Annotated in this window: 24 protein-coding genes; 18 read left to right on the top strand and 6 right to left on the bottom strand. The window is 68.8% G+C overall.

Translation table 11 applies throughout. The features are described 5' to 3' along the window. Window position 1 precedes the first annotated feature (1 nt). The 15 genes from GV790_RS18875 (at window position 2) to GV790_RS18805 (ending at window position 14,122) form a co-directional block, all read left to right on the top strand. Window positions 2-877 (top strand): MinD/ParA family ATP-binding protein, encoded by an 876-nt coding sequence (locus tag GV790_RS18875; RefSeq protein WP_163814643.1) that lies wholly within the window; start codon window positions 2-4, stop codon window positions 875-877. Next, window positions 874-1,515, top strand: a complete 642-nt coding sequence (locus GV790_RS18870) for a hypothetical protein (RefSeq protein WP_163814642.1) — start codon at window positions 874-876, stop codon at window positions 1,513-1,515. The genes GV790_RS18875 and GV790_RS18870 overlap by 4 nt, the downstream gene beginning before the upstream one ends. Further along, entirely contained in the window at window positions 1,512-1,934 is a 423-nt protein-coding gene (locus tag GV790_RS18865; protein WP_163814595.1) for a hypothetical protein, read from the top strand. The genes GV790_RS18870 and GV790_RS18865 overlap by 4 nt, the downstream gene beginning before the upstream one ends. 61 nt (window positions 1,935-1,995) lie before the next feature. Then, window positions 1,996-2,292: a hypothetical protein gene (locus GV790_RS18860; protein ID WP_014351788.1), complete on the top strand. Its 297-nt coding sequence runs from the start codon at window positions 1,996-1,998 to the stop codon at window positions 2,290-2,292. 8 nt (window positions 2,293-2,300) lie between these two features. Further along, complete coding sequence (locus GV790_RS18855) at window positions 2,301-2,570, top strand: hypothetical protein (RefSeq protein ID WP_228806469.1); 270 nt, start codon at window positions 2,301-2,303, stop codon at window positions 2,568-2,570. 83 nt (window positions 2,571-2,653) lie between these two features. Further along, window positions 2,654-3,256 (top strand): hypothetical protein, encoded by a 603-nt coding sequence (locus tag GV790_RS18850; protein WP_280210560.1) that lies wholly within the window; start codon window positions 2,654-2,656, stop codon window positions 3,254-3,256. After that, a complete protein-coding gene (locus GV790_RS18845) occupies window positions 3,253-4,071 on the top strand; it encodes a hypothetical protein (protein WP_163814641.1) in 819 nt (272 codons plus the stop codon). The genes GV790_RS18850 and GV790_RS18845 overlap by 4 nt, the downstream gene beginning before the upstream one ends. Before the next feature lie 107 nt (window positions 4,072-4,178). Beyond that, window positions 4,179-5,654 (top strand): hypothetical protein, encoded by a 1,476-nt coding sequence (locus GV790_RS18840; RefSeq protein WP_163814640.1) that lies wholly within the window; start codon window positions 4,179-4,181, stop codon window positions 5,652-5,654. Beyond that, window positions 5,651-7,141, top strand: a complete 1,491-nt coding sequence (locus GV790_RS18835) for an SCO6880 family protein (protein WP_163814639.1) — start codon at window positions 5,651-5,653, stop codon at window positions 7,139-7,141. Before GV790_RS18840 ends, GV790_RS18835 begins: the two co-directional genes overlap by 4 nt. Window positions 7,142-7,148: 7 nt before the next feature. Beyond that, complete coding sequence (locus tag GV790_RS18830; protein ID WP_163814638.1) at window positions 7,149-9,257, top strand: hypothetical protein; 2,109 nt, start codon at window positions 7,149-7,151, stop codon at window positions 9,255-9,257. After that, complete coding sequence (locus tag GV790_RS18825; protein WP_014351781.1) at window positions 9,254-9,562, top strand: transposase; 309 nt, start codon at window positions 9,254-9,256, stop codon at window positions 9,560-9,562. The genes GV790_RS18830 and GV790_RS18825 overlap by 4 nt, the downstream gene beginning before the upstream one ends. A 16-nt stretch (window positions 9,563-9,578) precedes the next feature. Then, entirely contained in the window at window positions 9,579-11,261 is a 1,683-nt protein-coding gene (locus GV790_RS18820; protein ID WP_163814637.1) for a peptidoglycan DD-metalloendopeptidase family protein, read from the top strand. Further along, complete coding sequence (locus GV790_RS18815) at window positions 11,258-11,869, top strand: hypothetical protein (protein WP_280499278.1); 612 nt, start codon at window positions 11,258-11,260, stop codon at window positions 11,867-11,869. The genes GV790_RS18820 and GV790_RS18815 overlap by 4 nt, the downstream gene beginning before the upstream one ends. Before the next feature lie 35 nt (window positions 11,870-11,904). Continuing rightward, a complete protein-coding gene (locus tag GV790_RS18810; protein ID WP_163814636.1) occupies window positions 11,905-13,749 on the top strand; it encodes a type IV secretory system conjugative DNA transfer family protein in 1,845 nt (614 codons plus the stop codon). Continuing rightward, window positions 13,736-14,122, top strand: coding sequence for a DUF4913 domain-containing protein (locus tag GV790_RS18805; protein WP_036537879.1), 387 nt, complete (start codon window positions 13,736-13,738; stop codon window positions 14,120-14,122). Before GV790_RS18810 ends, GV790_RS18805 begins: the two co-directional genes overlap by 14 nt. Before the next feature lie 59 nt (window positions 14,123-14,181). On the opposite strand, the gene GV790_RS18800 is transcribed toward GV790_RS18805, so the two are convergent. Next, window positions 14,182-14,808 carry a hypothetical protein gene (locus GV790_RS18800; protein WP_163814635.1) on the bottom strand — a complete coding sequence of 209 codons (627 nt, stop codon included), beginning with the start codon at window positions 14,806-14,808 and terminating at the stop codon, window positions 14,182-14,184. A 405-nt stretch (window positions 14,809-15,213) separates the two neighbouring features. Then, window positions 15,214-16,092 (bottom strand): peptidylprolyl isomerase, encoded by an 879-nt coding sequence (locus tag GV790_RS18795; RefSeq protein ID WP_163814634.1) that lies wholly within the window; start codon window positions 16,090-16,092, stop codon window positions 15,214-15,216. Between the two features lie 184 nt (window positions 16,093-16,276). On the opposite strand from GV790_RS18795, the gene hisS reads away from it, so the two are divergent. From hisS to GV790_RS18780, 3 genes are all read left to right on the top strand, one after another. Further along, window positions 16,277-17,554 carry a histidine--tRNA ligase gene (gene hisS / locus GV790_RS18790; protein WP_163814633.1) on the top strand — a complete coding sequence of 426 codons (1,278 nt, stop codon included), beginning with the start codon at window positions 16,277-16,279 and terminating at the stop codon, window positions 17,552-17,554. A gap of 45 nt (window positions 17,555-17,599) precedes the next feature. Next, window positions 17,600-18,250, top strand: a complete 651-nt coding sequence (locus tag GV790_RS18785; RefSeq protein ID WP_163814632.1) for a hypothetical protein — start codon at window positions 17,600-17,602, stop codon at window positions 18,248-18,250. Between the two features lie 93 nt (window positions 18,251-18,343). Next, window positions 18,344-19,348 carry a malate dehydrogenase gene (locus GV790_RS18780; protein WP_163814631.1) on the top strand — a complete coding sequence of 335 codons (1,005 nt, stop codon included), beginning with the start codon at window positions 18,344-18,346 and terminating at the stop codon, window positions 19,346-19,348. An 8-nt stretch (window positions 19,349-19,356) separates the two neighbouring features. On the opposite strand, the gene GV790_RS18775 is transcribed toward GV790_RS18780, so the two are convergent. The 4 genes from GV790_RS18775 to GV790_RS18760 all read right to left on the bottom strand — a co-directional run bounded on the left by GV790_RS18775 (window position 19,357) and on the right by GV790_RS18760 (window position 24,576). Next, the gene (locus tag GV790_RS18775; protein WP_163814630.1) at window positions 19,357-20,436 is read right to left on the bottom strand and encodes a 2-oxoacid:ferredoxin oxidoreductase subunit beta; all 1,080 of its coding nucleotides are present in this window, start codon (window positions 20,434-20,436) and stop codon (window positions 19,357-19,359) included. Next, window positions 20,433-22,397: a 2-oxoacid:acceptor oxidoreductase subunit alpha gene (locus GV790_RS18770; protein WP_178128104.1), complete on the bottom strand. Its 1,965-nt coding sequence runs from the start codon at window positions 22,395-22,397 to the stop codon at window positions 20,433-20,435. The genes GV790_RS18775 and GV790_RS18770 overlap by 4 nt, the downstream gene beginning before the upstream one ends. A gap of 126 nt (window positions 22,398-22,523) precedes the next feature. Continuing rightward, window positions 22,524-23,540, bottom strand: a complete 1,017-nt coding sequence (locus tag GV790_RS18765) for an Rv2578c family radical SAM protein (RefSeq protein ID WP_163814629.1) — start codon at window positions 23,538-23,540, stop codon at window positions 22,524-22,526. Window positions 23,541-23,571: 31 nt separating this feature from the next. Beyond that, complete coding sequence (locus tag GV790_RS18760; protein ID WP_163814628.1) at window positions 23,572-24,576, bottom strand: NAD-dependent epimerase/dehydratase family protein; 1,005 nt, start codon at window positions 24,574-24,576, stop codon at window positions 23,572-23,574. Window positions 24,577-24,621: the final 45 nt, after the last annotated feature.

The following is a 24,621-nucleotide window of genomic DNA, read 5'->3' as shown; positions in this document are numbered from 1 at the left end:
GATGGGAGACGACTGGAGCCGTTGGCTCGACGATGCGCCGGATGCCGGCGCGCCGTCGGACCGCTCCGGGCGCAGCAAGGCTCCGGTGGTGCGGTTGCGCGGCGAGCGCGGGTCCACCCGTGGCGGACGCACCGGGTATCGGCCGGTCCTGGTGGTGGGCGGTTGCGGTGGTGCGGGGACCACCACGACGGCGTTGGGCCTTGCGGGTGAGCTCGCCCTGTCGGGGGCGCAGACCGTCGCGGTGGACGCGACCGCCGCGGGCAGTGATCTCGGGCTGCGCGGCGCCGACGAACACCTGCATCCGATCAGCCTGCAGTCGTGGTTGTACGGCCGCGGCGACGACGAACCGGCTCCGCTGAAGGAATGCCTGTCGCGCTCGACCTCCGGGTTCGGACTGCTGTGGCGCGATGCGGCACCGCTGCGCAGGCGTGCGAGTTATCTCACGGTCGCCCGCGCCATCGACGACGCCGGCTACACCGCCGTCTACGACGGTGGCCATCCGATTGCCGGACGTCAGCTGCGGCCGCTGCTCGATGACGCGGATGTCGCTCTGGTGCTTGCCATTCCGGCGCGAACCGACGCCGCCAACCGGCTGCGCGTCACGCTGGAATGGCTCGACGACGAGTTCGGCGACGCCGTCGACGGGCCGGGCAGCGGCATCGTCGGCGACACCACCATCGTCATCTCGCATCAGCAGCCCGGCGTCGATTCCCGAGTTGCCGACCATTTGCGTGAACATCTGTCCGGCTGGGTTCGCGACATCGTGGAAATCCCCTACGACACGCATCTGGCGCGCGGTGAACTCGTGCGCCACATCTCGCTCGACGATCAGACGCGTCGAGCGTATGGGCGTCTTCTCGCCGGGGTGGCATCATGACCGCCGCCATGAATCTTCGCCGCCGCAAACCCGAATCCACACCGGCCGGGGTGATCGCCCCACCGGAGTCGCGGCGCGCGCCCATCTGGGACCGCCCGGTGCCCGGTGCCGGGCGTGCGCCGCTGGTCTGGTTGCTCGGTGTGCACGGCGGGGCCGGAGCCAGTAGCCTCGCGCACGTGCTCGCGCCCGCGGCGGATTCGGGCCGCCGCTGGCCCGGCGTCTTCGACCGCGAATCGCCGTTCGTCGTGCTGGTATGCCGCGAAACCATCGCCGGTCTGACCCGCGCCCATGACCTGCTGCGCCAGCACCATGCCGGTTTCGCCGGTCCGTCGGAGGTGCTCGGGCTGATCACCGTCGCGGCGCGCCCGGGCCGCATGCCCGCCGAGATCCGCCGCTACCGCGAGGTCGTCGGCTCGCTGGCCGGGCGGCTGTGGCAGGTGCCGTGGTATGAGGAATGGACCCTCGTCGAACCGGAGAAGCTGCCGGTGTGGGCACCGGGGGTGGAACCGCCGCTGAAGAAACGCAGGATCGACCCGCTCGACGAAGTTCCGCTGGAAGTGCGTGATCTCGGTGCCGAGATCGTCGCGGCCGCCCGCGAGAGCATCGCCGACGAGGCGAACGAGGAGGGGATGCGATGAGTACGGCCATGATGCTGCACGAGGGGGCGCAGGCGGTGCTGGCGCAGGTGGGCAATCCGACGCCGGAGGCTCCGCCCGCGACGGACGCCGGATTGCAGGCGAGTCGCTGGGGAATCTGGGCGCTGCTGATCGGCCTTCCGCTGGTCGCCATCGGCGTGGTGATCTTCGTCCTGCTCCGGGTCGCGAATTCCGATCGCCGGCGCGCACCCGCACCGCCCGCCCCGCACGGCTGGGCGGCACCGGGGCAGTCGCCCGGCTGGAATGCCCCCGGCCCGCAGCCGGTTCCACCGCACGGTCAGCACGCCGGACCGGGGTGGAACCCGCCGCCGGGCCCCGCCGCCTCGAACCCGAACGGCGCGCCGCCCGCGCAGCCGGGATGGGACCGGCCACCCATGACCACCAACCCACCGGGGCACTGATGAGCGAATTGTGTGCGATGCCGTCGATATCCACCCCTCCACCCATCGAGAAAGGCACCCGATGAGCACGATCCTCCTCGCCGTGCAGGACACATACGGCACCGTTCTCGCCCAGGTGGGCAATCCGACACCCGAGGCGCCTCCCGGGTCGGAGAAGATCCTGCAGCTGGTGCGCTACCTGACCTGGTTCGTGCTGCTGTCGGGCATCTGCGGCATCACCTACGCCGGCGGTAAATTCGCCTGGGAGAAGTGGACCGGCGGCGGCCTGGAATCGCCGAAGATGGTGGCGGGCGCCATGATCGGCGGTGTCGTCGCCACCAGTGCGGGCACCATCATGAACGCCGTCATCGGGACGTGAGGTCGACGATGTCCAGTATGCGGGCCATGGAATTGCTGGCCTACAAACAGATGCCGGCCGAGGTCGTCGAGCCGATCATGCAGTTGCTGAACTGGCTGCTGTGGTTCGTGCTCATCGGTTGCCTGGCCTGGATGATCGTCTCGGCGGGCAAGCTGTGGATCGCGTTCCGCGGCGACCTGGCGATGAACGACTCCTCGCACGGCGTCCTCATGAGTCTGCTCGGCGCGGGGGTGGCCAGCACGGCCTCCGGAATCGCGCTGGCCTTCCTGCCTGCATGAGCCGACGGCATCGAACAGAGAACCACCAGCCGATGAACTCCACAGTGTGTGCGCCCGTCTGCCGCCATGCGAGGTGGCGTGGTGTGCGCGGACCGGCCGCGGGCGCGTTCGCGGCGACGATGCTGCTGGCCGCGGTCGGCTGCGCGAACGGCGACAACGCGGGCCCCGGCCTGTCCACCCCGCCGTCGAACGTACGCTGGGAGCCCTTCCAGGGAGTGGCCCTGCCACACACCGACCAGGGGCCCGCGCACGAATCCGACGGCGCGGCAACGGGCTTCGATCATTCGCCGCCCGGTGCCGCGGTCGCCGCCATCACCCACACGGTGCGATTGTCGGTGGCTACCGACAGCCAGTGGCCGAAGGTGGTCGCCGCGGAGGTGTTACCGGGCCCCGGTAAGGACGAGTGGGTGGTGAATCGGCTGCTGCTGTCCATCACCGGACCGGCGTCACCGGAGTACGCGCCGCGGTTACTCGGCTACAAGATCACCGGATACACCGATGAACGCTCCACCGTGGACGTCTATACCGAGTATTCGGACAGTTCGATGGCGGTGAACCACACCGTCGTCGAATGGTTCGGCGAAGACTGGAGGTTACGGCTGCCCGACCCGGACTCGACCGAACCCGCGGTCGACGACATCGACGAATTACCCAGCGACATCGTGATATTGGAGGCCCCGCAGTGAGCGAGAAGAAGGAGCCGTACGCGCGCGATCGCGTCTCCTTCGGCGTCGTCGCCTCCGCCGCGGTGCTGACGCTCATCGTGATCGTCGGGGTCTTCGTCTATGTCGGCGGCGATGACGAGCCGGCCGGCCAGGGCAGCGTCTCGGTGGTCGACGGGCCGGGGTCGGAGGGATTCGCCGAACCGGAGGTCGACATCTTCGGTCGCAGGGTCGACATCCCGAACAACCCCGCGGGACAGCCGCTTCCGCAGAATCCCGAATCGCAGGCCAAGCCCTCGGACCCGGATTGGCTGACCGCGGCGCCTGCCGGAACCACGCAACCGCGTGGCTGGCAGCGGGTGTACGGCGCTTCGGTGCCGTTCTCCACCTCCGACGGCCCGACGCGCATCGAAGACGGTCTCGCGGTGGGCTACGCGCACACCCCGCAGGGTGCGGCGCTGGCCGCGGCGCAGATCACCTACCGGCTCAATGCCCGACCGGCGCACCGGGATCTGTATGTGCGGCAGGTGCGGGTGTCGGCGCAGCAGATCGCGGCCTACGATCGCGCGCTGGAGGCCGATCGGCTGCCCGAACAGCAGCCGGAAAGCGTGACCAGGTATTTCGTCGCCTCCGATGCGTTCAAGGTCGACGATTACGCCGACGATATGGCCATCGTGCGACTGGCCACCCGCGCGCAGGTGGTGGACGGCAAGCAGTTGTGGGTGGCGATGCGGATGATCATGGTGTGGGACGCCGGTGACTGGCGGCTGAAGCCGACCACCTCGGAGAACCCGCCGGCGGAGTACATCGAAACGCTCGAGGGGTGGACGGCATGGTGACGGCATCGCACAGTACCGAGACGGCCACACGCACAGGGAAAGCGCACGAGGGTGACAGGCGAACAGCTCGACCGGACCGATTCCCCGCACGAGACCGAGGGGTTCCCATGGTGAGGCGGATTGTCACGATCTTCGCGGTCATCTTCACGGTGATGATCGCGACGCCGACGGTGGCCTACGGCCAGACCTACGGCTTCGACGAGGCATGCAACGAGATCCACGAAACCCTCGACAACGTCGGCATTCCCGGCGTCTCGCTCGGTGACGCGGCCTCGGCGGTGTGCAAGGCGGGCAATGCGGCCTCCCATCCCGGCCAGGCCGCGACCGCGGTGAAGGACAAGGCCTGGGATTCGACCTTCGGCAAGGTCGTCGATTCGCTGATGAAGGGTCTCGGCGAGGCGATCATCCTGGCGCTGACCTTTTGGATGAAGGTGCCCAACGAAGCCGTCAGTGATTCCGGCGCGTTGTTCACCAAGATCAACGACTACACCTATCAGGTACAGATTCTGCTGCTCATCGCGTCGGTGATGATCTCGGGCCTGAGATTGGCCGAAGCCAGACGCGGGGCCGTGATGAACGAAGCGGCCGAATCGTTCCGGATGTTCGCGCGGGTGGTGTTCAGCTCCTGGATGCTCGGTGCGGTGATCGTCGCGGGCACGGTGGCCTCGGATCGGTTCGCCGAGTGGATCATCAACGATTCCACCAACGGCAATGCCAAGAACCTGGCCGAGCTGATGGTGAAAACCAGTAAGCTGCAAGCCTTCTCGCCAGGTTTGGTTTTGATCATCGCGATCGTCGGCCTGCTCGGCGCGTTGGCGCAGATCGTGCTCGCCATCGTCCGGCAGGGCCTGCTGGTGATCGCCGCCGGAGTGCTGCCCCTGGCGGCCGCGGCGTCGGGGATGAACACCGGTAAGCAGTCCTATCAGAAGCTGGTGGGCTGGATCATCGCGTTCATGCTGTGGAAACCGGTCGCCGCCATCGTCTACATGATCGCGTTCACCACCGCGGGCCACGTCGACGAGCTGACCTCCACCTCCGGGCTGCCGGATGCCGAACAGGCCCAGCGCATGCTGGTCTCGATCGTGCTGTTGTGCAGCGTGGCGTTCGTGCTGCCCGCGCTGATGCGCCTGGTCACCCCGGCCGTGGCGATCGTCGGCAGCGGCGGCTCCGGTCTGACCGCGACCGGCGGCACGCTGCTGGCCGCCGCGGGCATCGGTGCCCTCGCCGGCACCAAGGCCGTCGGGGTGAAGGGCGCCGCGGCGCCCGGGTCGGCCGGATACTTCGGCGGTGCGGGTAGCCCGCCGCCCGGTGGTAGCGGCGGGCGCGGGGGCGGCGCACCCCGACCTGCGCCGCCACCCCGAGGCGGCGGCGGAGGTGCGGCGGGCCAACCGCCACGGGCCTCCGGCGCACCCGCCGGGGCGGCCGGGGTACCGTCCGGTGCGGCGCGCGCGGCGGGCCGGATCGGCGCGGCCAGGGCCGCCACCTCCGGGATGAACCGGGCAGATCAAGTCATGGGTGATGTCGCGGGCGACCGCTGGGCCAACCGCTCACCCGACCTCGGGAGGAGCACCATTCCGCGATGACGAACCTCGACACCTACGAGCGCCGTTCCTACGGCCTGTGGCAGAAACCGCGCAGCGCCGGCCTTTTCGGCCTGCGCTGGGAAGAGACCGTGCTCGGTTTCGTCGTCGTGATCACCGCCCTGATCACCGCGATGGTCGGCGGTTTCCAATGGGGGCTGATCGTGGGTGGCGTCGGCGTCGCAATCATGGTTCCACTGGTGTGGCGGACGGGGGGCCGCTCCGGCTACGAGACGGGATTGATGATGTTCAACTGGATGCGTTCGCGCAGTCGCGGCGAGCACGTGTACCGCGGCGGCCGGTTCTCCCGGATCCCCGGCGGGGTCACCCGGCTGCCCGGGCTGCTGGCTCCGTCGAAGCTGTACGAGGGCATCGACGCGGGCGGCTACAGCTTCGGCATGATCCATCTGCCGCAGTTCGCCCAGTACACCGTGGTGCTGCGGGCCTGGCCGCAGGGCCATGAGGCGGTCGACCAGCCGGTGATCGACCGCTGGGTCTCGGCCTGGGGCACCTTCCTCGCCTCGGTGGGCCAGACCAGCGATATCGTCGCCGTCGTCCCGGTGATCGACACCGTGCCCGAAACCGGGAACCGGCTGCTCACCGAGGTATCCACGATCACCCGGCCGGAGGCGCCGGAGCTGGCCCAGCAGGTGATGTACGAGCTGGCCACCGAATTGCCGCAGGAGCGCGTGCAATTGCTGCCGCGGGTGGCCATCACGTTCAAGGCCACCACGGCCGAGCGCCGCAAGAACCCGGCCGAGGAAGCGGTGGAGATCGGGCGCAGGCTGCCCGGCATCTGCGCCGCCCTGGCCGAGGCGGGCGTGCGCGCGCAGCCGATGTCGGCCGATGAGGTGATCTCGTTCATCCGGCGCAGCTACGATCCCGCCTCGCAGGCCGATCTCGAGGTGGCCGCGGGCGAACCCGAAGGCCACGGCCTGGACTGGGCCGACGCGGGCCCGGTCTCGCACGACGAGAAGTGGGATCACTTCGTGCACGACGGTGGTCGTTCGGTCACCTGGGAGATGGACGCGGCCCCCGAGGGCGCCGTCGACGAACGGGTCCTGCAGCGGCTGCTCGCCCCGAATCCCGAAGTGCCGCGTAAGCGTATCGCGATCGTGTACCGTCCGCATTCAGCCGCCGACGCCGCCGAGATCGTCGATGACGACTTCAAGAACGCGCTGGTGGCGCAGCAGAGCGAACGCGGAGTCGTCTCCGCGTCGGCGACCCTGCGGGTCGGCGCCACCCAGCAGGCCCGCGAGGAGCAGGCGCGTGGACACGGCGTGACCCGCTTCGGGGCGCTGGTGACCATCACCGAGCCCCTGCGCGGTGATCTGCCGCGGATCGAGGCGATCACCCGTGACCTGTCCACCCAGGCGCGGTTGAAGATCCGGCGGTGCTACCGCTACCAGGCGGCGGCCTTCGCGGCCTCACTCGGCTGCGGAGTGATCCTGCCCGAACACGCGACGATTCCGAAAGCACTTGCGGGGTGAGCGATTGATGGCACGCGAGCACGAGCCACCCGTACGGGAGCGCGAGGACGTCCGCCGGCCCCGGCGGACCGAGGCCGATCACGACGAATGGGCACGCCCCGAGCGTCGGCGCGAGACCCCACGGGAGGAGCCCGCCCGGGAGCGGCGCGGCACGGGCGGACGTCGTCCGCGCGCCGGTGCGCCACGACCCGACGGTGAACGCTCGCGTGCCGACGTACCGGGCACCGACAAGGCCGCCGGTGCACAGCCAGGTCGCGGTGGACGCGCCCGCCCCAACCGCACCGATGCCGCGCGGGCACGCCCGGTGAAGTTCGACAAGACCGCCGACCGCGCGATGCGCAATCCGAGGCAGGATCGGGCCGCACAGCGGGCGAAAGCCAAGGCGGACAAGCGGCAACAGTCCGGGCCGCCGCTGCTCGACGACGACACCCGCGCGCGGCTGGAGATGATCAGCCGGGAGCAGTCCGGGCTGCGCGCGGCCTGGGCCACCTTCCGTATCCGCACCGACGATATTCGCCGCCGCAACTACGCCGCCCGCGCCGAGCAGACCTACGTCGACGGCTTCGACCGGCAGACCGCACAGCTCACCGACCGCGGCTATGCGGGCCCGGGCGGCGGCCGGATGAACGTGGTGGGCAGGCCCGTCGAGTATCGCGCCACCACCGCACAGGTCGCGGGCCTGTGGCCGTGGTCGGTCGGTGCCGGCGCGCCGCTGATCGGTACTCCGCTCGGTTCGCATCTGCACACCGGGGCGCCGGTCTGCTTCGACCCGATGAACTGGTTCATGCGCGGTAGCTTCATCACCGCGCCGAGCCTGTTCGTGCTCGGGCTCAACGGCTTCGGTAAATCGTCGCTGGTGCGTCGGATCGTGCTCGGCGGGATCGCCCAGGGCATCACGCCGTTGATCCTGGCCGACGTCAAGCCCGACTATCGCAAGATGGTGGAGATGGTCGGCGGCCAGGTGATCGATCTCGGTTACGGTCACGGCAAGCTCAACCCGCTGGCCGCGGGCGTGCTCGGCCAGGTGGTGCCGCAGCTCGATCACCTTCCCGCCCTGCAATTGCAGGTGTTGCAGGATCTGCGGGCCCGGCAGGTGACGCTGATCGCCGGTCTGGTCGAGTTGGTACGCGGTGCGCGGGTGCGCGATTTCGAGGAGACGCTCATCTCCACCGCCCTGCGCATCCTGTACCGGCCGGGCAGCGGGTTCACCCCGGACAAGCCGCCCATCATGGACAACCTGCTCGAGGTGATCGTCGCGGGCGGCGAGGAATTGATGCTCGACGCCGGCGCGGACAACGAGTCCGAATACCAGGTGGCGATCAAGAATCTGCGCCGGTCGCTGCGCGCGCTCACCCAGGGGCCATTCGGCGCGGTGTTCAACGGCCAGACCTCGGTGCCCATCGATACCGATTCGGTCGCGGTGTGCATCGACGTCTCGCATATCCCGCAGGGCGACAAGAAGCTCAAGGCCGCGGTCATGCTGGCTTGCTGGGCCGACGGATTCGCCGCCGTGGAGGCCGCGCACACGCTCACCGATGCGGGGATGGCGCCACAACGCTATTTCCAGGTGGTGATGGACGAGCTGTGGCAGGTGCTCGGCCTCGGCGATTTCATGGTCGACCGCGTCGACGAACTGACTCGTCTGCAACGTGGCATCGCCACCGCGCTGATCATGATCAGCCACACCATCAAGGATTTGCAGTCGCTGGGTTCGGAAGCGGCCATCGCCAAGGCGCTCGGTTTCCTGGAACGGGCGCGCGCCAAGATTTTCGGTGCGCTGCCCGCCGAGGAGATCAAACGCCTCGACAGCACGATTCCGTTCACCGCGGCCGAAGAGGAGATGGTCACCGGATGGTCGGCGCCGCAGGCCCTGACCGGCGAGGCGCTCAAGCCCGGGCAGGTGCGGCCGTCTCCGCCGGGCACCGGCAAGTTCCTGCTGAAGATCGGCGAGGACCGCAGGCCGGGAATTCCGTTCCACATGGAGTTCACGTTGTCGGAGAAGGAAAGCGGAATCCACGACACCAACCAGCGTTTCGACGAGTTCAATCGGGTGCCGGGCCCTGCGGGCGGCCCGGAACCGGGTGGTTCGGATTCGGCGGGTGGGAGCGCAGCATGATGCCGCACCGGTCTTATCGCAAAGTGTCGCCCGAGGTGCGTGACGCCGCCGTCGAGCAGGTCATCGCGCTCACCGGAAAACTACGCAGCGAATCGGAGGCGTGCCGGGTGGTCGCCGAACAGATCGGCGTGCATACCAATTCGGTGCGCAACTGGGTGCGGGCCGCGGAAGGCCCGAGCCTGGAACGGATGGACGCCGTCGCCCTGCGCCGCAAGGTCGCACTGTTGCAGCAGCAGTTGGCGGCGGCGGCGGAGATGAACCGGGCGCTGGCCGACACGCTCAACGAAGCCCGGCGCCGCACGTGAACCCTGCGAGGGTGTCATGAACGTGCGCTCGGTGCTGGCGCTCGTCGTCGGAGCCGCGCTCGGCCTGATGACGCTGGTGGTGGTGATCGTGCTGCCCTCGGTGGACGACCCGTGCGAGGGCGGCGAGGTTCTCGGTCCCACCCAGACGATGCTGCCGCCGCTGGGTGGTTATGCGCCCGGCGATCCACGGGCCGCCGGTGCCTCGCCCACATCCGGCACGGGCACACCTGCGGCGCAGGCGAATCCGGCCGTCACCGCGACGCCGTCGCTGGCCGCCGGTGTCGGGTCGCTGCGGCGGACGTTGCCGTTGGCCACCGGCACCTACAGCATTTCCGACGTCTTCGGCTCGCGCGGTGGCGGGCACAAGGGTGTGGACATGGCGGCCGCCGACGGCACGCCGATCTTCTCGGTCGGCGACGGCCGGGTGGTCGCGGCCGGTCCGGCGTCCGGATTCGGTAACTGGATCGTTGTCGACTCGGTCGACACCAACGGCCGCGCGTATTCGGCGGTGTACGGCCATATGTGGGACAGCGGCGTCCTGGTGCGGGTGGGGGAGACCGTTCGGGCCGGGCAGCATATCGGCTATGTCGGCTCGGCCGGCGAATCCAGCGGCCCGCACCTGCATTTCGAGGTGGTGCCGGGTGGGCGGTTCACCGGTGGCCGTCAGATAGATCCGATGCCGTGGCTGGAGGGCGCCCCGACTCCGGATGTCGGTGGTGCGCGCGCGTTCTCCGACGACCCACGCTGTGTGCGTGGCTTCGGCAGCGCGGGAGGAGCGCTCGCCGATGGCAAGGTTCCGCCCGAACTCGAGATCTGGTACCGGCGCGCCGGTTCGATCTGCCCGGAGATCACGCCGTCGCTGCTGGCCGCCCAGGGCAGGCAGGAGTCCGGCTTCCGCCGGGGCGCCACCTCGCCCGCGGGCGCGCAGGGATTGGCGCAGTTCCTCCCGGGAACGGCGGCGAGCATCAATCCCGATGACGGCCAACCGTATGTGATCGATGCCGACGGCAATGGTGTGGCCAGTGTGTGGGACGACGGTGACGCCATCGTCGGTCAGGGTCGCTATATGTGCGCCATCGCGCACAAGATCTCCGGCTGGCTGTCGCAGGGCCGGGTGCAGGGTGATCTGGTCTCCTTGACGCTGGCCGCCTACAACGCCGGTGAGGGCGCCGTACTCGCCTCCGGCGGCATGCCGAATCAGGTTGCCGCGCATTATTCCGAGACCCACCCGTACGTGGCGAACATCCTGGCGATGGAGCCGCAGTACCGTGCGCCGGGATCGCTCGGACGATTCGTGCCGGGGGAGGGGACCGAGGGCAGCCAGGTCGTGCAGGCGGCCCACGAGTGGCTCGGCACCCCGTACGTGTGGGGCGGCGGTGGCCCGCAGGGGCCCACCGGCGGCGGCCTGGACGGTCCGGGTCTGACCGCGGCGGCGGTCTTCGCGGCGTCCTCGGGCTCGATCACCCTGCCGCGCACTGCCGAACAGCAGTGGGAAGCCGGAGTGGAGGTGCCGTTGAGCGCGATCGAGCCGGGTGACCTGGTGTTCAGCGATTTCGGACCGCGTGGTCCCGCGCAGGTGGGCGTCTACGCCGGTGACGGGCAGATGATCCGCTCCGCGCCGGGCGCGACCGCGGGTTCCGCGGGTGGGGTGGCCGAGGCGCCGGTGCCCGGCGACGCACGAGCGAGGAGAGTGCTGTGAACACGCGTGCGGCAGCGCCGAACCGGCGGCGGGGACGGTTAGCCTGGAAGAGCAGGGTATCGGCGCGGGCGAAACTGGTGGTGGTGCTGGTGACGGGCATCGCGATGATGAGCGCGGCCTGCGGTCGCGAAGACGACGGGCAGGCAGGTCCGGGCAGCGGACCCGCTACTTCGACCACCCGTCAGCTCGAAGCTGTTCCGGCACCGGACCCGGTCACGCCCGAGGGCGTGGCGGTCGCGGCCCTGCGTGAGATCTACACCTGGAATCCGGTCGGCGAGGATCAGGGCGCGTCACTGGTGCGGGCACGGAAATGGCTCGGTCCCAGCCTGATTCGCGTCGTGGAGGGCGCCAGCACCGGCGGCGAGACTCCCAAACCGTCCCTGCGCTGGGCCGAGTGGGCAGACGCGGGCGCCAGGATCGACGCCTTCACCTTCGCGTCCGGCGAGAAGGCGCCGGCCGGTGCGGATCCGAACGTGCAGCAATTCAAGATCGGCATCGAACAGACCGTCGTCTACCCCGACGGACGCGAGGAGCCGCTACCGCCCGCCACCGTCATCGCCACCGTGGTCCGCACCCCGGACGGCTGGCGGCTCGACGGCTATCGGTGACAACGCTTTCCACACGGATCAATCAGGAGGCAGGTATGGCGAAAAAGAAACCGGTGAAGGATCCGGCAGTTGTCGGACCCGACGGCACCCTCATCCTGATCTACGTGGTCGGCGCCGTCCTCGCCACCCTGTGGCTGGCCCTGCATCTGGGCAATCTGCTCGCGGTGACCCGCCAGGACATCCCGGTGAACCCGATCGAGATCGTGGCCGGTTTGATCCGCGGCAAACTGCACTGGCCGCGCGGGGCGACCGTCATCCTGCTGCTCGTCATCGCCACGGCCATCGCCGTGGTGGTCATCCGGCGGCGGCTGCAGGCCCGCCGCAACAAGGGCAGGCTCGGCGTCGACGACAAGGCCGACGTGATGGGCAACGGCAGCGCCATCGCCTCGCTCACCGAGGCCGGCGTGCGCGAGAAGGCCAAGCAACTCGGCGTGCGCCTCGGCTACGACGACGCTCCCGGTGTGCCCATCGGTATCGGCGTCGCCGACGGTGTGATGCTGTACGGCTCGTATGAGGATCTGCACCTCGATATCTGGGGGCCGCGTCAGGGCAAGTCGACCTCCCGCGTCATCCCGGCCATCCTCACCGCCATCGGTCCCGTGCTCGCCACCTCGAACAAGCGTGACGTGGTCGACGCGACCCGTGACGTCCGCGCGGCCAAGGGATCGCCCACCTTCGTCTTCGACCCGCAGGGCGTGGCGGGCGAGGAGGCCAGCTGGTATTGGGATCCGCTGGGCTGGGTGGATGCCCGCCACGAAGGCTGCGAAATGCGCGCCGCCCGGCTGGCCGGCCATTTCGCCGACGGCGACGACGGTTCCGACGCCAAGACCGACGCGTTCTTCGATCCGGAAGCCGAAGATCTGCTGGCCGGGCTGTTTCTCGCCGCGGCGGTCGGCGGCAAACCGATCACCCAGGTGTGGGAGTGGGTCACCAACCCGGGCAATATCGAGCCGATTCAGCTGCTGCGCGATACCGGGCACGATTTCACCGCCTCCGGCCTGGCCTCGCAATACAACACCGACGACCGCACGCGCAGCGGTATCTTCGGTACCGCCAAGAAGATGGTGCGCTGCCTCAAGCTCACCAATGTGCACCCGTGGGTCACCCCCGGCGGAAGTCGCCAGCAGTTCGACGAATTGGATTTCATCGAGCGCAACGGCACCCTTTACAGCCTCTCGCTCGAGGGCCGGGGGTCGGCCTCACCACTGGTCAGTGCGCTGACCGAGGCGGTGATCGATATCGCCATGCGCAAGGCCGCGCGGTCGGCGGGCGGACGCTTGCCGATACCGCTGCTCGCCGTGCTGGACGAGGCCGCCAACGTGGTTCGCTGGAAGGATCTGCCCAAGCAGTACAGCCATTTCGGTTCGCGCGGCATCGTGGTGATGACCGTGCTGCAATCGTGGGCCCAGGGCGTGCGTTGCTGGGGCGAAGCCGGCATGAACGCCCTGTGGTCGGCGGCCAATATCAAGGTGCTCGGCAGCGGCGTCGACGATACGAACTTCTTGCGTGAGCGTTCCGAGGCGATCGGCGAGCATTCGTCGATTTCGGCGTCGGTATCGGAATCCAAGGGCAGCAAGAGTTATTCGCGCTCGCTGGGTTCGTCGAAGACCTTCACGGTGCAGGCGCTGGCGACCCTGCCGCGCGGGCGGGTCATCGTCTTCCCCTCCGGTGCGCCGCCGGTGCTGGTGCGCACCGTCCCCTGGTGGGAAGGCGATTACGCGGCAGCGGTGCAGCAGTCGATCGAGCAGCACGATCCGCAGCGCAAGACCGTGATCACCGATCTGATCCCGGCGCCGTCGCTGAGCAAGGCAATACCGTCAGCGGAACCGGGTGCCGGTTCCGGCCAGATCGAGGAGGTTCGTCCACTTGACCAGCAATGAGCAGCCGGAAACCGAATACCACGATGTCGGGGAGTTCGTGCACAACTACCTGACCGGGCTGTATCAGCGACAGGTCACCGACATCAACGACACCGTGTGGTGCCCGGAATGGTGGCGGCACAAGGAAGCGGTGGCCCGGCTGGAGGCGGTGTGGCGGGCCTTCGAATTCTTCCGGCAGGATCCGACCACGGGGATGAGCATCTGGTTGCTCAACCATGCCGATAAGCACATGGCGGTCCTGTTCGACCCGAAGGGCCCGTTCAAGTACTGCAGTGTGCGGCACGGACACAAGGAGATGCTCACCAGGCTCCCGGTCGCCACCTATCCGGAGGGCTTGTTCAGCAACCCCGACGAATACAGCCGCACCACCTGAGCGGTCCGAAGACGACGCGGCGCCCGCCGAATTCGACGGGCGCCGGACGAACGGTGTGATCAGCGGGTGCGTTCGAGTCCGCGGGTGCGCTCCTGGTCCCTGCCGGTGAGGATTTCCAGACCAGGCTCGGGGCGGGTGCGGATGGCCTCGATGGGCGGCTTGGCCTGGCCGATCTCCATGAACATGCGCACCGCGGCGATTTCCGGCGCGATACCGATCTTGGCCAGATGTGCGGCCAGCGCGGCGCGGCGTTCCGGGGAGTCGTAGCGGATGGCGGCCTTGGCCGTGGCGGCGGCGATGGACCCGCCGGTGGGGGCGGGGAGCGAGGAGGGCCGGTCCTTGTGCAGCGAAACACCCCGGTAGGGCATGCTCTCGCGCTCGACCGTGGCGGTGGCCTGCTGCGCCAGCCCCATCACCTTCTCCTGGCCGAGCGTCTTCTCCGGCGCGGGCCGGGAAATCATCTGGGCCAGTTCGATATTGCGCGGATCCTTGGACTTGGATTCGCGGGCCTCACGGATCTGCGCCTCACGCGCTTCTTTGATCTTGGCCTCGGTGAGCTTGGCTCTGGCCTCGGCTTCCTTCTGACCACGCTCCCGGGTTTTCAGCGCGACCAGGGTCGCGATCTGCAACATGGTCTTCATCATGGCCGCGGTTTCCCGGCCGATATCGTCCAGTTCCTCGGACATGGCTGCTCCCGATGCTGCGGTGATCCCTATGGATGATTGTGGTGCTTCGTCATGAACGCCGCTTCATATGTCATCGACTTCTTACGTCATCGATACAACCGCCATGCGAAAGGTGGCCGCCCGGCGATCCCTGGCCCGCCTGTGCGAACACCGGGAGCTCGCGCCGCCGACTTCGCTACGCGCACTCCGTATTACGAGATTACCCGAGAACACCCGGCCCAGTCGTTCCTAGCGGACCGCTCATCAGCATATATCGCACATTTCCGGCACGGAACCGAACTCGCCGGATGATCTTCGGTTCGAGGTCGAAACGGCCGAACGATGACGGCGCCGGAGCAGGTTCGCCACCGATAGATCGGGCCCGCGACCAGTGCGGTCGCGGGCCCGATCTCGAGGGACGGGAAATCAGTCGATGCGGACCGAATTCAGCGTCACCGGCTGGTTCGGCTTGCCGTCGCCGGGGCCGTTGGACTCGTCCTGCCCGGCCTGGGCGATCTTGTCCAGGGTGGCGAGCCCGGTCTCGTCGACGGTGCCGAAGATGGTGTAGTTCGGCGGCAGCTGGGAATCGCCGTAGACCAGGAAGAACTGGCTTCCGTTGGTGCCCGGCCCGGCATTGGCCATGGCGATGACTCCGCGCTTGTAGGCGATCGGTTCCTGCAGGGCCGGATCATCGGGGGCGAACTGATCGGTGGGGTACTCGTTGTCGAACTGGTAGCCCGGTCCGCCCATGCCGGTGCCGGTAGGATCGCCGCACTGCAGCACCTCCAGGCCGGGGCCCTGGGTGAGGCGGTGGCAGCTGGTGCCGTCGAAGAAGCCCTGACCGGCCAGGCTGGCGAAACTGTTCACCGTGCACGGCGATTCGGCGTTGTTGAGCGTCAGGCCGATCGGGCCCTGGCTGGTCTCCATGCTGATGCTCAGCGTCGCGTTGTCGCCGGTGGTCTGGATGCCCTCGGTGCGCGGCTTCTGCGCCGGCTTGTCGGCGGGCTTGGGGCTGTCGGGATAGGCGCAGCTGACGGTGGCGGGCTTGGCCTTGGCCGGCGGCGGAGGCGCGGCGATGGGGGTGCTCGACAGCGAGGCGTCCGGCGTCTCGGCCGCGGTGTTGTCGTTGTCCTCACCGCGGGTCAGGAAGTACACGCCGGTCACCGCCGCGACCGCGACGACGACGCCGAGCGCCGACATGGCGATGGTGAGTTGCTTGCGCTTGCGCGCCCGCGCGGCCCGGTTGGCCAGCTGGCGCTCCAGCTTGCGTTTCGCTGCCGCTCGACGCTGTTCGTTGCTCGGCACTACCACGTTCCTCCCGTGCGGCGGCCTGGCCCGGAGACCGGCCGTGCGCTGTTCTCTCACTACGAAAGTGTCATGTTCGGCTAAGAGTGTGCCATCTCTACCTGAGACCGCCCGGCACCCGCCGCGACCCGCGCGGACAAACCGGTTGGACTCGAGGCACGGTAGTGAGGGAAACTGGACCATCGTGACCAAGACCAGCAGCTTCTCCGCCCCGAAGGGGGTACCGGACTACGTGCCCCCCGGCTCGGCCGAGTTCGTCGCGGTGCGCGACGGCCTGATCCGCGCCGCCCGACTCGCCGGGTACGGGCATATCGAGCTGCCGGTCTTCGAGGACACCGAGCTGTTCGCGCGTGGTGTCGGCGAGTCCACCGATGTGGTGAGCAAGGAGATGTTCACCTTCTCCGACCGCAGCGATCGCAGCGTCACGCTGCGGCCCGAGGGCACCGCCGGAGTGATGCGCGCGGTCATCGAGCACGGCCTCGATCGGGGGCAGCTGCCGGTCAAGCTGTGCTATTCCGGCCCGTTCTTCCGCTACGAGCGCCCGCAGGCCGGCCGTTACCGTCAGCTCCAGCAGGTGGGCATCGAGGCCATCGGCATCGACGATCCAGCGCTGGATGCCGAGGTCATCGCCGTGGCCGATGCCGGCTTCCGCGGTCTGGGGCTGGACGGCTTCCGGCTCGAGGTCACCTCGCTCGGCGATGAGACCTGCCGCCCGCAGTACCGCGAGCTGTTGCAGGAGTTCCTGCTGGCGCTGCCGCTGGACGAGGAGACCCGCCGCCGCGCCCAGATCAACCCGCTGCGCGTGCTCGACGACAAACGTCCGCAGGTGCGTGAGATGACGGCCGACGCGCCGCTGATGATCGATCACCTGTCGGAATCGGCGAAAACCCATTTCGAGCAGGTACTCGGCCACCTCGACGCGCTGGGCGTGCCGTATGTGGTGAACCCGCGGATGGTGCGCGGGCTGGACTACTACACCAAGACCACCTTCGAATTCGTGCACGACGGGCTCGGCGCCCAGTCCGGGATCGGCGGCGGCGGCCGCTACGACGGCCTGATGGCCGAGCTGGGTGGGCAGGCGCTGTCGGGAATCGGTTTCGGTCTCGGCGTCGACCGCACCGTGCTCGCGCTGGCCGCCGAGGGCAAAACGGCGGGCGATCCGGCGCGCTGCGAGGTCTTCGGCGTTCCGCTGGGCGAAGCCGCGACTCAGCGCATGGTGGTGCTGGCCGCACAGCTGCGCGCCGCCGGGGTGCGGGTCGACCTGGCCTACGGCGGGCGCGGGGTGAAGGGCGCGATGAAGGCGGCCGATCGCTCCGGGGCGAAGTTCACCCTGGTCCTCGGCGACCGCGATCTGGCCGAGCAGACCATCGGGCTCAAGAACATGGCCACCGGCGACCAGCGCCAGATCCCGCTCGGCGAGGTGGTGGGCGCCGTTACCGCCGCATTGCATCGCGCGGAGTAGTACGGTGCCCGGGACATATCCCGCCGTGAGGACGACAGCGCGACCGTGACCGAACCAACTCCCACACCGGGCGAATCCGATCCGCCGATCGGGCTCGACCTGGTCGCTCCCGAGGTGTACGCGCCGATGCTGCGGCGCCTGTCCCTGGCCGCCATCGGCGTCGGCGTCGGTGCCGCGCTGCTGGCGGCGGTGTGGGTGAGCTGGCCGATCGCCGTCCTCATCGGTCTCGTCGTCGGCGCGCCAACAGTCGGCTACGCGCTGGCGCTGCGGCGTCGGCGGATGTGGTTGCGCGGCAATACGATTCACGCCCGCACGCTCTTCGGTGAGCGCCGGATCCCGCTCGCCGAGGCGACTGGCGTGGAGATCCTGGTATATCCGGGCCGATTGAGCCGAATCGTGCTGCGCGTGACCGCCGGGCCGGATACCCAGATCATCCCGCTGGCGATGTATACCGACGCGGGCAGCGGTCGCGAACTGCATCTGCTCGGCCTGCGCAAACTGGCCGACGGGCTGGCCGCCAGCCAGCTGGCGACCGCGGTCGCGGTCTCGGACATGCTGGTGCATCAGCTGCGCGCCGAGGCGCGCGATGCCGGGCTGGGGGAGCGTCCGCTCTATCGGGCGGTCACCCTCGTCCGCGCCAAGGACTACGTCTCACCGGTGGTGCTGACCGATAGCGAAGTGGCCGAACTGAGCTGAGATGTCTGTTACCTCACGGTCGGCCGACTCCGGCCGTGCGGCTGGCTAGGGTGGAAAAAGCCCGATCATCCGGCCGACCGCTGAGGAGTCGCTGTGAGTGCTGCCGCCCGACCCGCGCCCGTGACCGTCGCCGTGACCGGCGGGGCCGGCCAGATCGCCTACGGATTGCTCTTCCGGATCGCCTCCGGCGCCATGCTCGGCCCCGATACCCCGATCCGGCTGCGTCTGCTCGAGATTCCGGCCGCGGTCGCCTCGCTGGAAGGTGTCGCGATGGAACTCGAGGACGGTGCGTTCCCGCTGCTGGAATCGGTCGATATCAGCGACGATCCGTGGGAAGGATTCGACGGCGCGAATATCGCGCTGCTGGTCGGCGCGCGCCCGCGCACCGCGGGGATGGAGCGTTCGGATCTGCTGGCCGCCAACGGCCCGATCTTCACCGATCAGGGCGCGGCGATCAACGCCAGCGCCGCTGACGACGTCAAGGTGCTGGTAGTGGGCAACCCGGCCAATACCAATGCCTACATCGCCATGACCAACGCCCCTGACGTACCGGCCGAGCGGTTCACCGCGATGACCCGGCTCGACCACAACCGGGCCATCGCCCAGCTGGCCAAGAAGACCGGAGCCGCGGCCGCCGAGATCGAGCGGGTCGCGATCTGGGGCAACCACTCGGCGACCCAGTACCCCGACCTCACCCACGCCACCGTCGCCGGCCGTCCGGCGCTCGAGATGGTGGACTCCGGCTGGGTGCGCGAGGACTTCGTGCCCACCGTGCAGCAGCGCGGTACCGCGATCATCCAGGCCCGCGGCGCTTCCTCGGCCGCCAGTGCCGCCAGCGCCGCGATCGACCACATCCACGATTGGGTGCTGGGTAGCGCGGGCGACTGGGTGTCGATGGCGGTGCCCTCCGACGGCTCCTACGGCGTACCCGAGGGTCTGATCAGCTCGTTCCCGGTGACGTGCGCCCACGGCGGGTACACCATCGTGCCGGATCTGGAGATCGACGAGTTCTCCCGTGCGCGGATCGACGCCTCGGTCGCCGAGCTCGACGCCGAACGCGGTGCGGTGATCGATCTGGGGTTCGCGAAACCGGCCTGAGCCGCCGCTCAGCCGACCGTCCAGGTTTCGGTACCGGTCAGCAGTTCTTGCAGATCGGCGCGACGGCCCTGCTTCGCCGCCGCGGTCTGGGCGCGCACGGCGTCGTCGTAGGTGGGGCGGGTGACGTCACGGAAGACGCCGGTGACGACGTGCTCGAGCCCCTGATCCGACAGCCGTGACAAGGCATAGGCGTATTCGGGCGCGTCGGTGTGCGCATCGTGCACGATGATCTCGCGCTCGCCGACATCGGCGGTGCGTGCCACCGCGAGCCCGAAACCATCGCGTACGACAGCGAATTCACCATCGGCGCCGAAGACGACGGGCTGCCCGTGACGCAGCGGGATCAGCCGGGACTCGCTGTCGCCGCGGCGCAGCACATCGAAGGATCCGTCGTTGAAGATCGGGCAATCCTGCAAGATCTCCACGAACGAGGCGCCCCGGTGTGCGGTGGCCGCGCGCAGCACCTCGGTGAGCCCGGCGCGATCGGAATCCAGTGCCCGCGCGGCGAAGGTGGCTTCGGCGCCGAGCGCCATCGACAGCGTGTTGAACGGGTGATCCACCGACCCCATCGGGGTCGATTTGGTCACCTTCCCCGGTTCCGAGGTGGGGGAGTATTGGCCCTTGGTCAGGCCGTAGATCCGGTTGTTGAACAGCAGGATCGTCAGGTTGACGTTGCGGCGCAGCGCGTGGATCAGGTGGTTGCCGCCGATCGAGAGCGCGTCACCGTCGCCGGTGACCACCCACACCGACAGATCCGGTCTCGTCACCGCCAGGCCGGTGGCGATGGCGGGTGCGCGGCCGTGAATGGAATGGATGCCGTAGGCGTCGAGGTAGTACGGGAAGCGGCTCGAACAGCCGATCCCGGAAACGAACATCAGGTTCTCCTTGCGCACCCCGAGTTCGGCTAGGAAACCACGCACGGTCGCCAGGATGACGTAGTCGCCGCATCCGGGGCACCAGCGCACTTCCTGGTCGGAGGCGAAATCCTTGGCGCGCTGCGGGCTGTCCGAGCGCGGCACCGCCGCGGTGCCCGACGCGTCGGGCATGCCGAGAAAGGCGCCGGTTGCGGTGAGGTCGATGATGGTCATGAGCGGCCCCCGGGGCTGCGATAGGTGGCCCGCGCCCTGGCGGCGAAGGCCTTGTCCTGTTCCATATCGTCGAGTGATCCGTCGAGTGCGGCGTCGATGACGCCGACGAGTTCCTGAGCGGAGAACGCGGTGCCAGCGACCTTGGTCCACGGCCGGACATCCACCAGGTAGCGGGACCGCAGCAGCATCGCGAGCTGCCCGCTGTTCATCTCCGGCGCGACCACGGTGCGGTAGCCGCGCAGCAGCTCACCCAGATTCGGCGGCAGCGGGTTGAGGTGGCGCAGATGCACATGTGCGACCGGGACGCCGCGTCGGCGCGCTCGCCGGCAGGCCTCGCCGATCGGGCCGAAGGAGCTGCCCCACCCCACCAGCAGCAGTTCGGCGCGGCCGTCCGGGTCGTCGACCTCGACTGCCGGGACGGTGATCGCGTCGATCTTGGCCTGCCGCAACCGCACCATCAGTTCGTGGTTGGCCGGATCGTAGGAGATCTCGCCGCTGCCATCGGATTTCTCCAGACCGCCGATGCGATGGGCCAGTCCGGCCGTACCCGGCACCGCGAGCGGGCGGGCCAGTGTCTCCGGGTCGCGGGCGTAGGGCTGGAAGGGGCCCTCGGCGGGCGCTTCGGTTTCGAAGCCGGGATCGATGGGTGCGAGCTCCTCCACCCGCGGAATCGCCCACGGCTCCGAGCCATTCGCGATCGCGCCATCCGACAACACCAGTACCGGCGTGCGATAGGTCAGTGCGATACGGGCCGCCTCGACGGCGGCGTCGAAGCAGTCCGCGGGTGAGCGTGGCGCCAGCACCGCGACCGGTGATTCGCCGTTGCGCCCGTAGAGGGCCTGGAGCAGATCGGCCTGTTCGGTCTTGGTCGGCAGGCCGGTGGACGGGCCGCCGCGCTGGACATCGATGATCACCAGCGGCAGTTCGGTCATCACGGCCAGACCGATCGTCTCGCTCTTGAGCGACAGTCCCGGCCCGGAAGTACTGGTGACGCCGAGCGCTCCGCCGAGGGCGGCGCCGAGCGCTGCGCCGATGCCCGCGATCTCGTCCTCGGCCTGGAAGGTGGTGACGTCGAAGCTCTTGTGCCTGCTCAATTCGTGCAGGATGTCGGAGGCCGGGGTGATCGGATACGAGCCGAGGAAGACCGGCAGGCCCGCCAGCCGGCCCGCGGTGATCAACCCGTAGGCGAGCGCGGTATTGCCGGTGATCTGACGGTAGGTGCCGGGCGGCAGGGCCGCGCGGGCGACGGTGTAGGTGGTCGCGAAACTCTCGGTGGTCTCGCCGTAGTTCCAGCCGGCGTGAAAGGCCAGGATATTGGCCTCGGCGACGGCGGGGGAGTCGGCGAACTTCTCCCGCATGAAGCGTTCGGTGCCGCCGAGTTCGCGCCCGTACATCCACGACAGCAAGCCGAGCGCGAACATGTTCTTGGCGCGCTGGGCGGCCTTCTTGCCGACGTCGGCCGCTTCGGTGGCGGCCAGCGTCAGCGAACTCATCGGCACCGGATGGACCACCACATCGGCCAATGTTCCGTCGGTGCGCGGATCGCTGGTGTAGCCGACGCGGGCCAGGTTGCGTGCGGTGAATTCGTCGGTATCGAGGATGACGGTGCCACCGCGCGGCAGATCGCCGAGATTGGCCTTGAGCGCGGCCGGGTTCATGGCCACCAGCACGTCGGGCTGATCGCCCGCGGTGAGGATGTCGTGGTCGGCGATCTGGATCTGGAACGACGACACCCCGGGCAGTGTGCCCTGCGGTGCGCGGATCTCGGCCGGGAAGCTGGGCTGGGTGGCGAGGTCGTTGCCGAAGGCGGCCGCCTCATGGGTGAAACGATCGCCCGTCAGCTGCATGCCGTCGCCGGAATCGCCCGCGAAGCGGATCACTACCCGATCCACCGGGGTGGCGGCCCGCACTGTCGAGCCGGGAACTGCTGCCCGGCCCGCGATGTCGTGGTGGTCGACCATGTGCCTGCTTCACTTCCTGTCGAAGAGAGCTGCCCCTGGCCAACCTACTCCGCTCGGCGGGTGGGCTGCCGGGAAAGTGGGCGATCCTGGGCGCGTCGCAGCACGTCAGCGTGGCGGAGCGGCTGATCAGGCGAAAAGCGCCAGTTGCGGATCGACCGCGGCGGGCGCCCGCGGCACCGTCTCGGCGGGCTCGGGTGTCTCGCGGGTGAGCCGATGCCGTTCCAGCAGTGGGTCGATGCGGCCGCGCAACCACCGCGAATACTCGGGCGTGACGTAGGCACCGCGGCCGTAGAGTTGGCGGTACCGGCGCAGCAACGCCGGATGGGTCTCGGCCAGCCAGCCGAGGAACCAGCCCCGGGTGCTGCCACGTAGGTGCATGGGAAAGGCGACGACGCTGCGCGCGCCCGCATCGGCGATGGCGGCGAACAGCTCGTCCAGATGGCCACTGCTGTCGGTGAGGTAGGGGATCACCGGCGCGACCATGACATCGACCTCGAAACCCGCATCGGCGAGCGCGCGCACCAGCTCCAGCCGCGCCTTGGGCGACGGGGTGCCCGGCTCGACGCTGCGATGGAGTTCGGGATCGAGCATGGCCAGCGACACCCCGATGTGCACCGGTACCTGCCGCGCGGCGAGGGTGAGCAACGGCAGATCGCGGCGCAGCAGCGTGCCCTTGGTGAGGATGGAGAAGGGGGTACCGGAATCGGTGAGGGCCCGGATGATGCCAGGCATCAGCCGGTATCGGCCCTCGGCACGCTGATAGGGGTCGGTATTCGTACCCAGGGCGACGGTTTCGCGATGCCAGCTGCGGCGCGCCAGTTCGCGCCGCAGTACCGCGGCGATATTGGTCTTGACGACGATCTGATTGTCGAAATCGGATCCGGCGTCCAGATCGAGGTATTCGTGCGTGCCGCGGGCGAAGCAGTACCGGCAGGCGTGCGAACACCCGCGCATCGGGTTGATCGTCCACCGGAACGGCAGGCCCGACTCCTCGGGCATCTTGTTCAGCGCGCTCTTACAGAGCACTTCGTGGAAGGTGATGCCGTCGAATTCGGGGGTCTGTACAGTTCGGACGAAGCCTGCCCGGTCCAGGCCGGGCAGCGCGCCGTCGTCGGCGTCCAGGGTCTGGCTTTGCCACCGCACCCCGCTAGTCGAACATGCGTTCTAACCGCTGTCAAGCAATCTGGCGTGATTGCGGCGGTGTGGTGCCGGCCGGGTCGGCGAAGAACGCCACCAGGTCGCGCACCGTCTCCTGGAGCGGTCGCGGCTGGTAGCCCAGTTCACGAGTCGCCTTGCCGTGGTCGACGATCGGCGCCGATACCAGCGCCCCGATGGCGGCCTTGGACACGATATCGGTGCCGAGGCGTTTGCCGATCGGCTCGAGCACCGGCATGAGCCCGGTGATCACCTTGGGTGAGATGACGAATCGCGGGCCCTTCTTGCCGTTGATCGTCGCCGCGGTGCGGCAGACGTCGAGCATCGAGGTCATTTCGCCGCCGAGCAGGTAATTCTCACCGGTGCGGCCCTTTTCGCCGGCCAGGATCAGGCCTTCGGCCACATCGCGGACGTCGACCAGGTCGAATCCGCCGCCGATCATCGCGGGCACCCGGCCGAGCGCGGCGTCGCGCAGGGTGCGGTTGATCCGCGACAGCGGAGTGCTCAGATCGCGCGGGCCGTACACGCCGGTCGGATTGCACAGCACCGCGTCGAGGCCCTGTTCGATGACCGCGCGCAGCTCGATCTCGCCCTGCCACTTGGAACGGTCGTAGACCGGCAGTGCCGGGTCGGTCGAGCGCGCCGAGGTCTCGTCGATGCTGCCGCCGCAGGTGTACTGGTCGAAGGCGTGGATGGAGCTGGCGTGCACCATCCGGCGTACCCCGGTGGCGAGGGCGGCCTCGGCCACCACACGCACGCCTTCGGTGTTCACCCGCCAGGCCAGATCGTTCTTCTCGGCGAGGGTGATCACCGCGACGAGGTGGTAAACGATCTCCGCGCCCGCCAGGGCCGACCGCATGGATTCGGGGTCGAGGACGTCGGCGGAGACCCAGGTGACGCCCGCTGGACCGGGTTGGTGCGGCACGACCCGGTCGATCGCCGTGATCTCGTGTCCGCGATCGGCGAGCAGGGGGAGCAAATTCGTGCCAAGGTACCCGGCTGCGCCGGTCACTGCGACCTTCATGGGACAGAGGATATAGAACTTGTTCTAATTTGCAACACGTTCCAG

The organism is Nocardia cyriacigeorgica, from assembly GCF_010858045.1.
GTDB lineage: Bacteria > Actinomycetota > Actinomycetes > Mycobacteriales > Mycobacteriaceae > Nocardia > Nocardia cyriacigeorgica_E.
The sequence above is the reverse complement of the archived record's forward strand: the minus strand, read 5'-3'. Positions and strand labels throughout refer to the sequence as shown.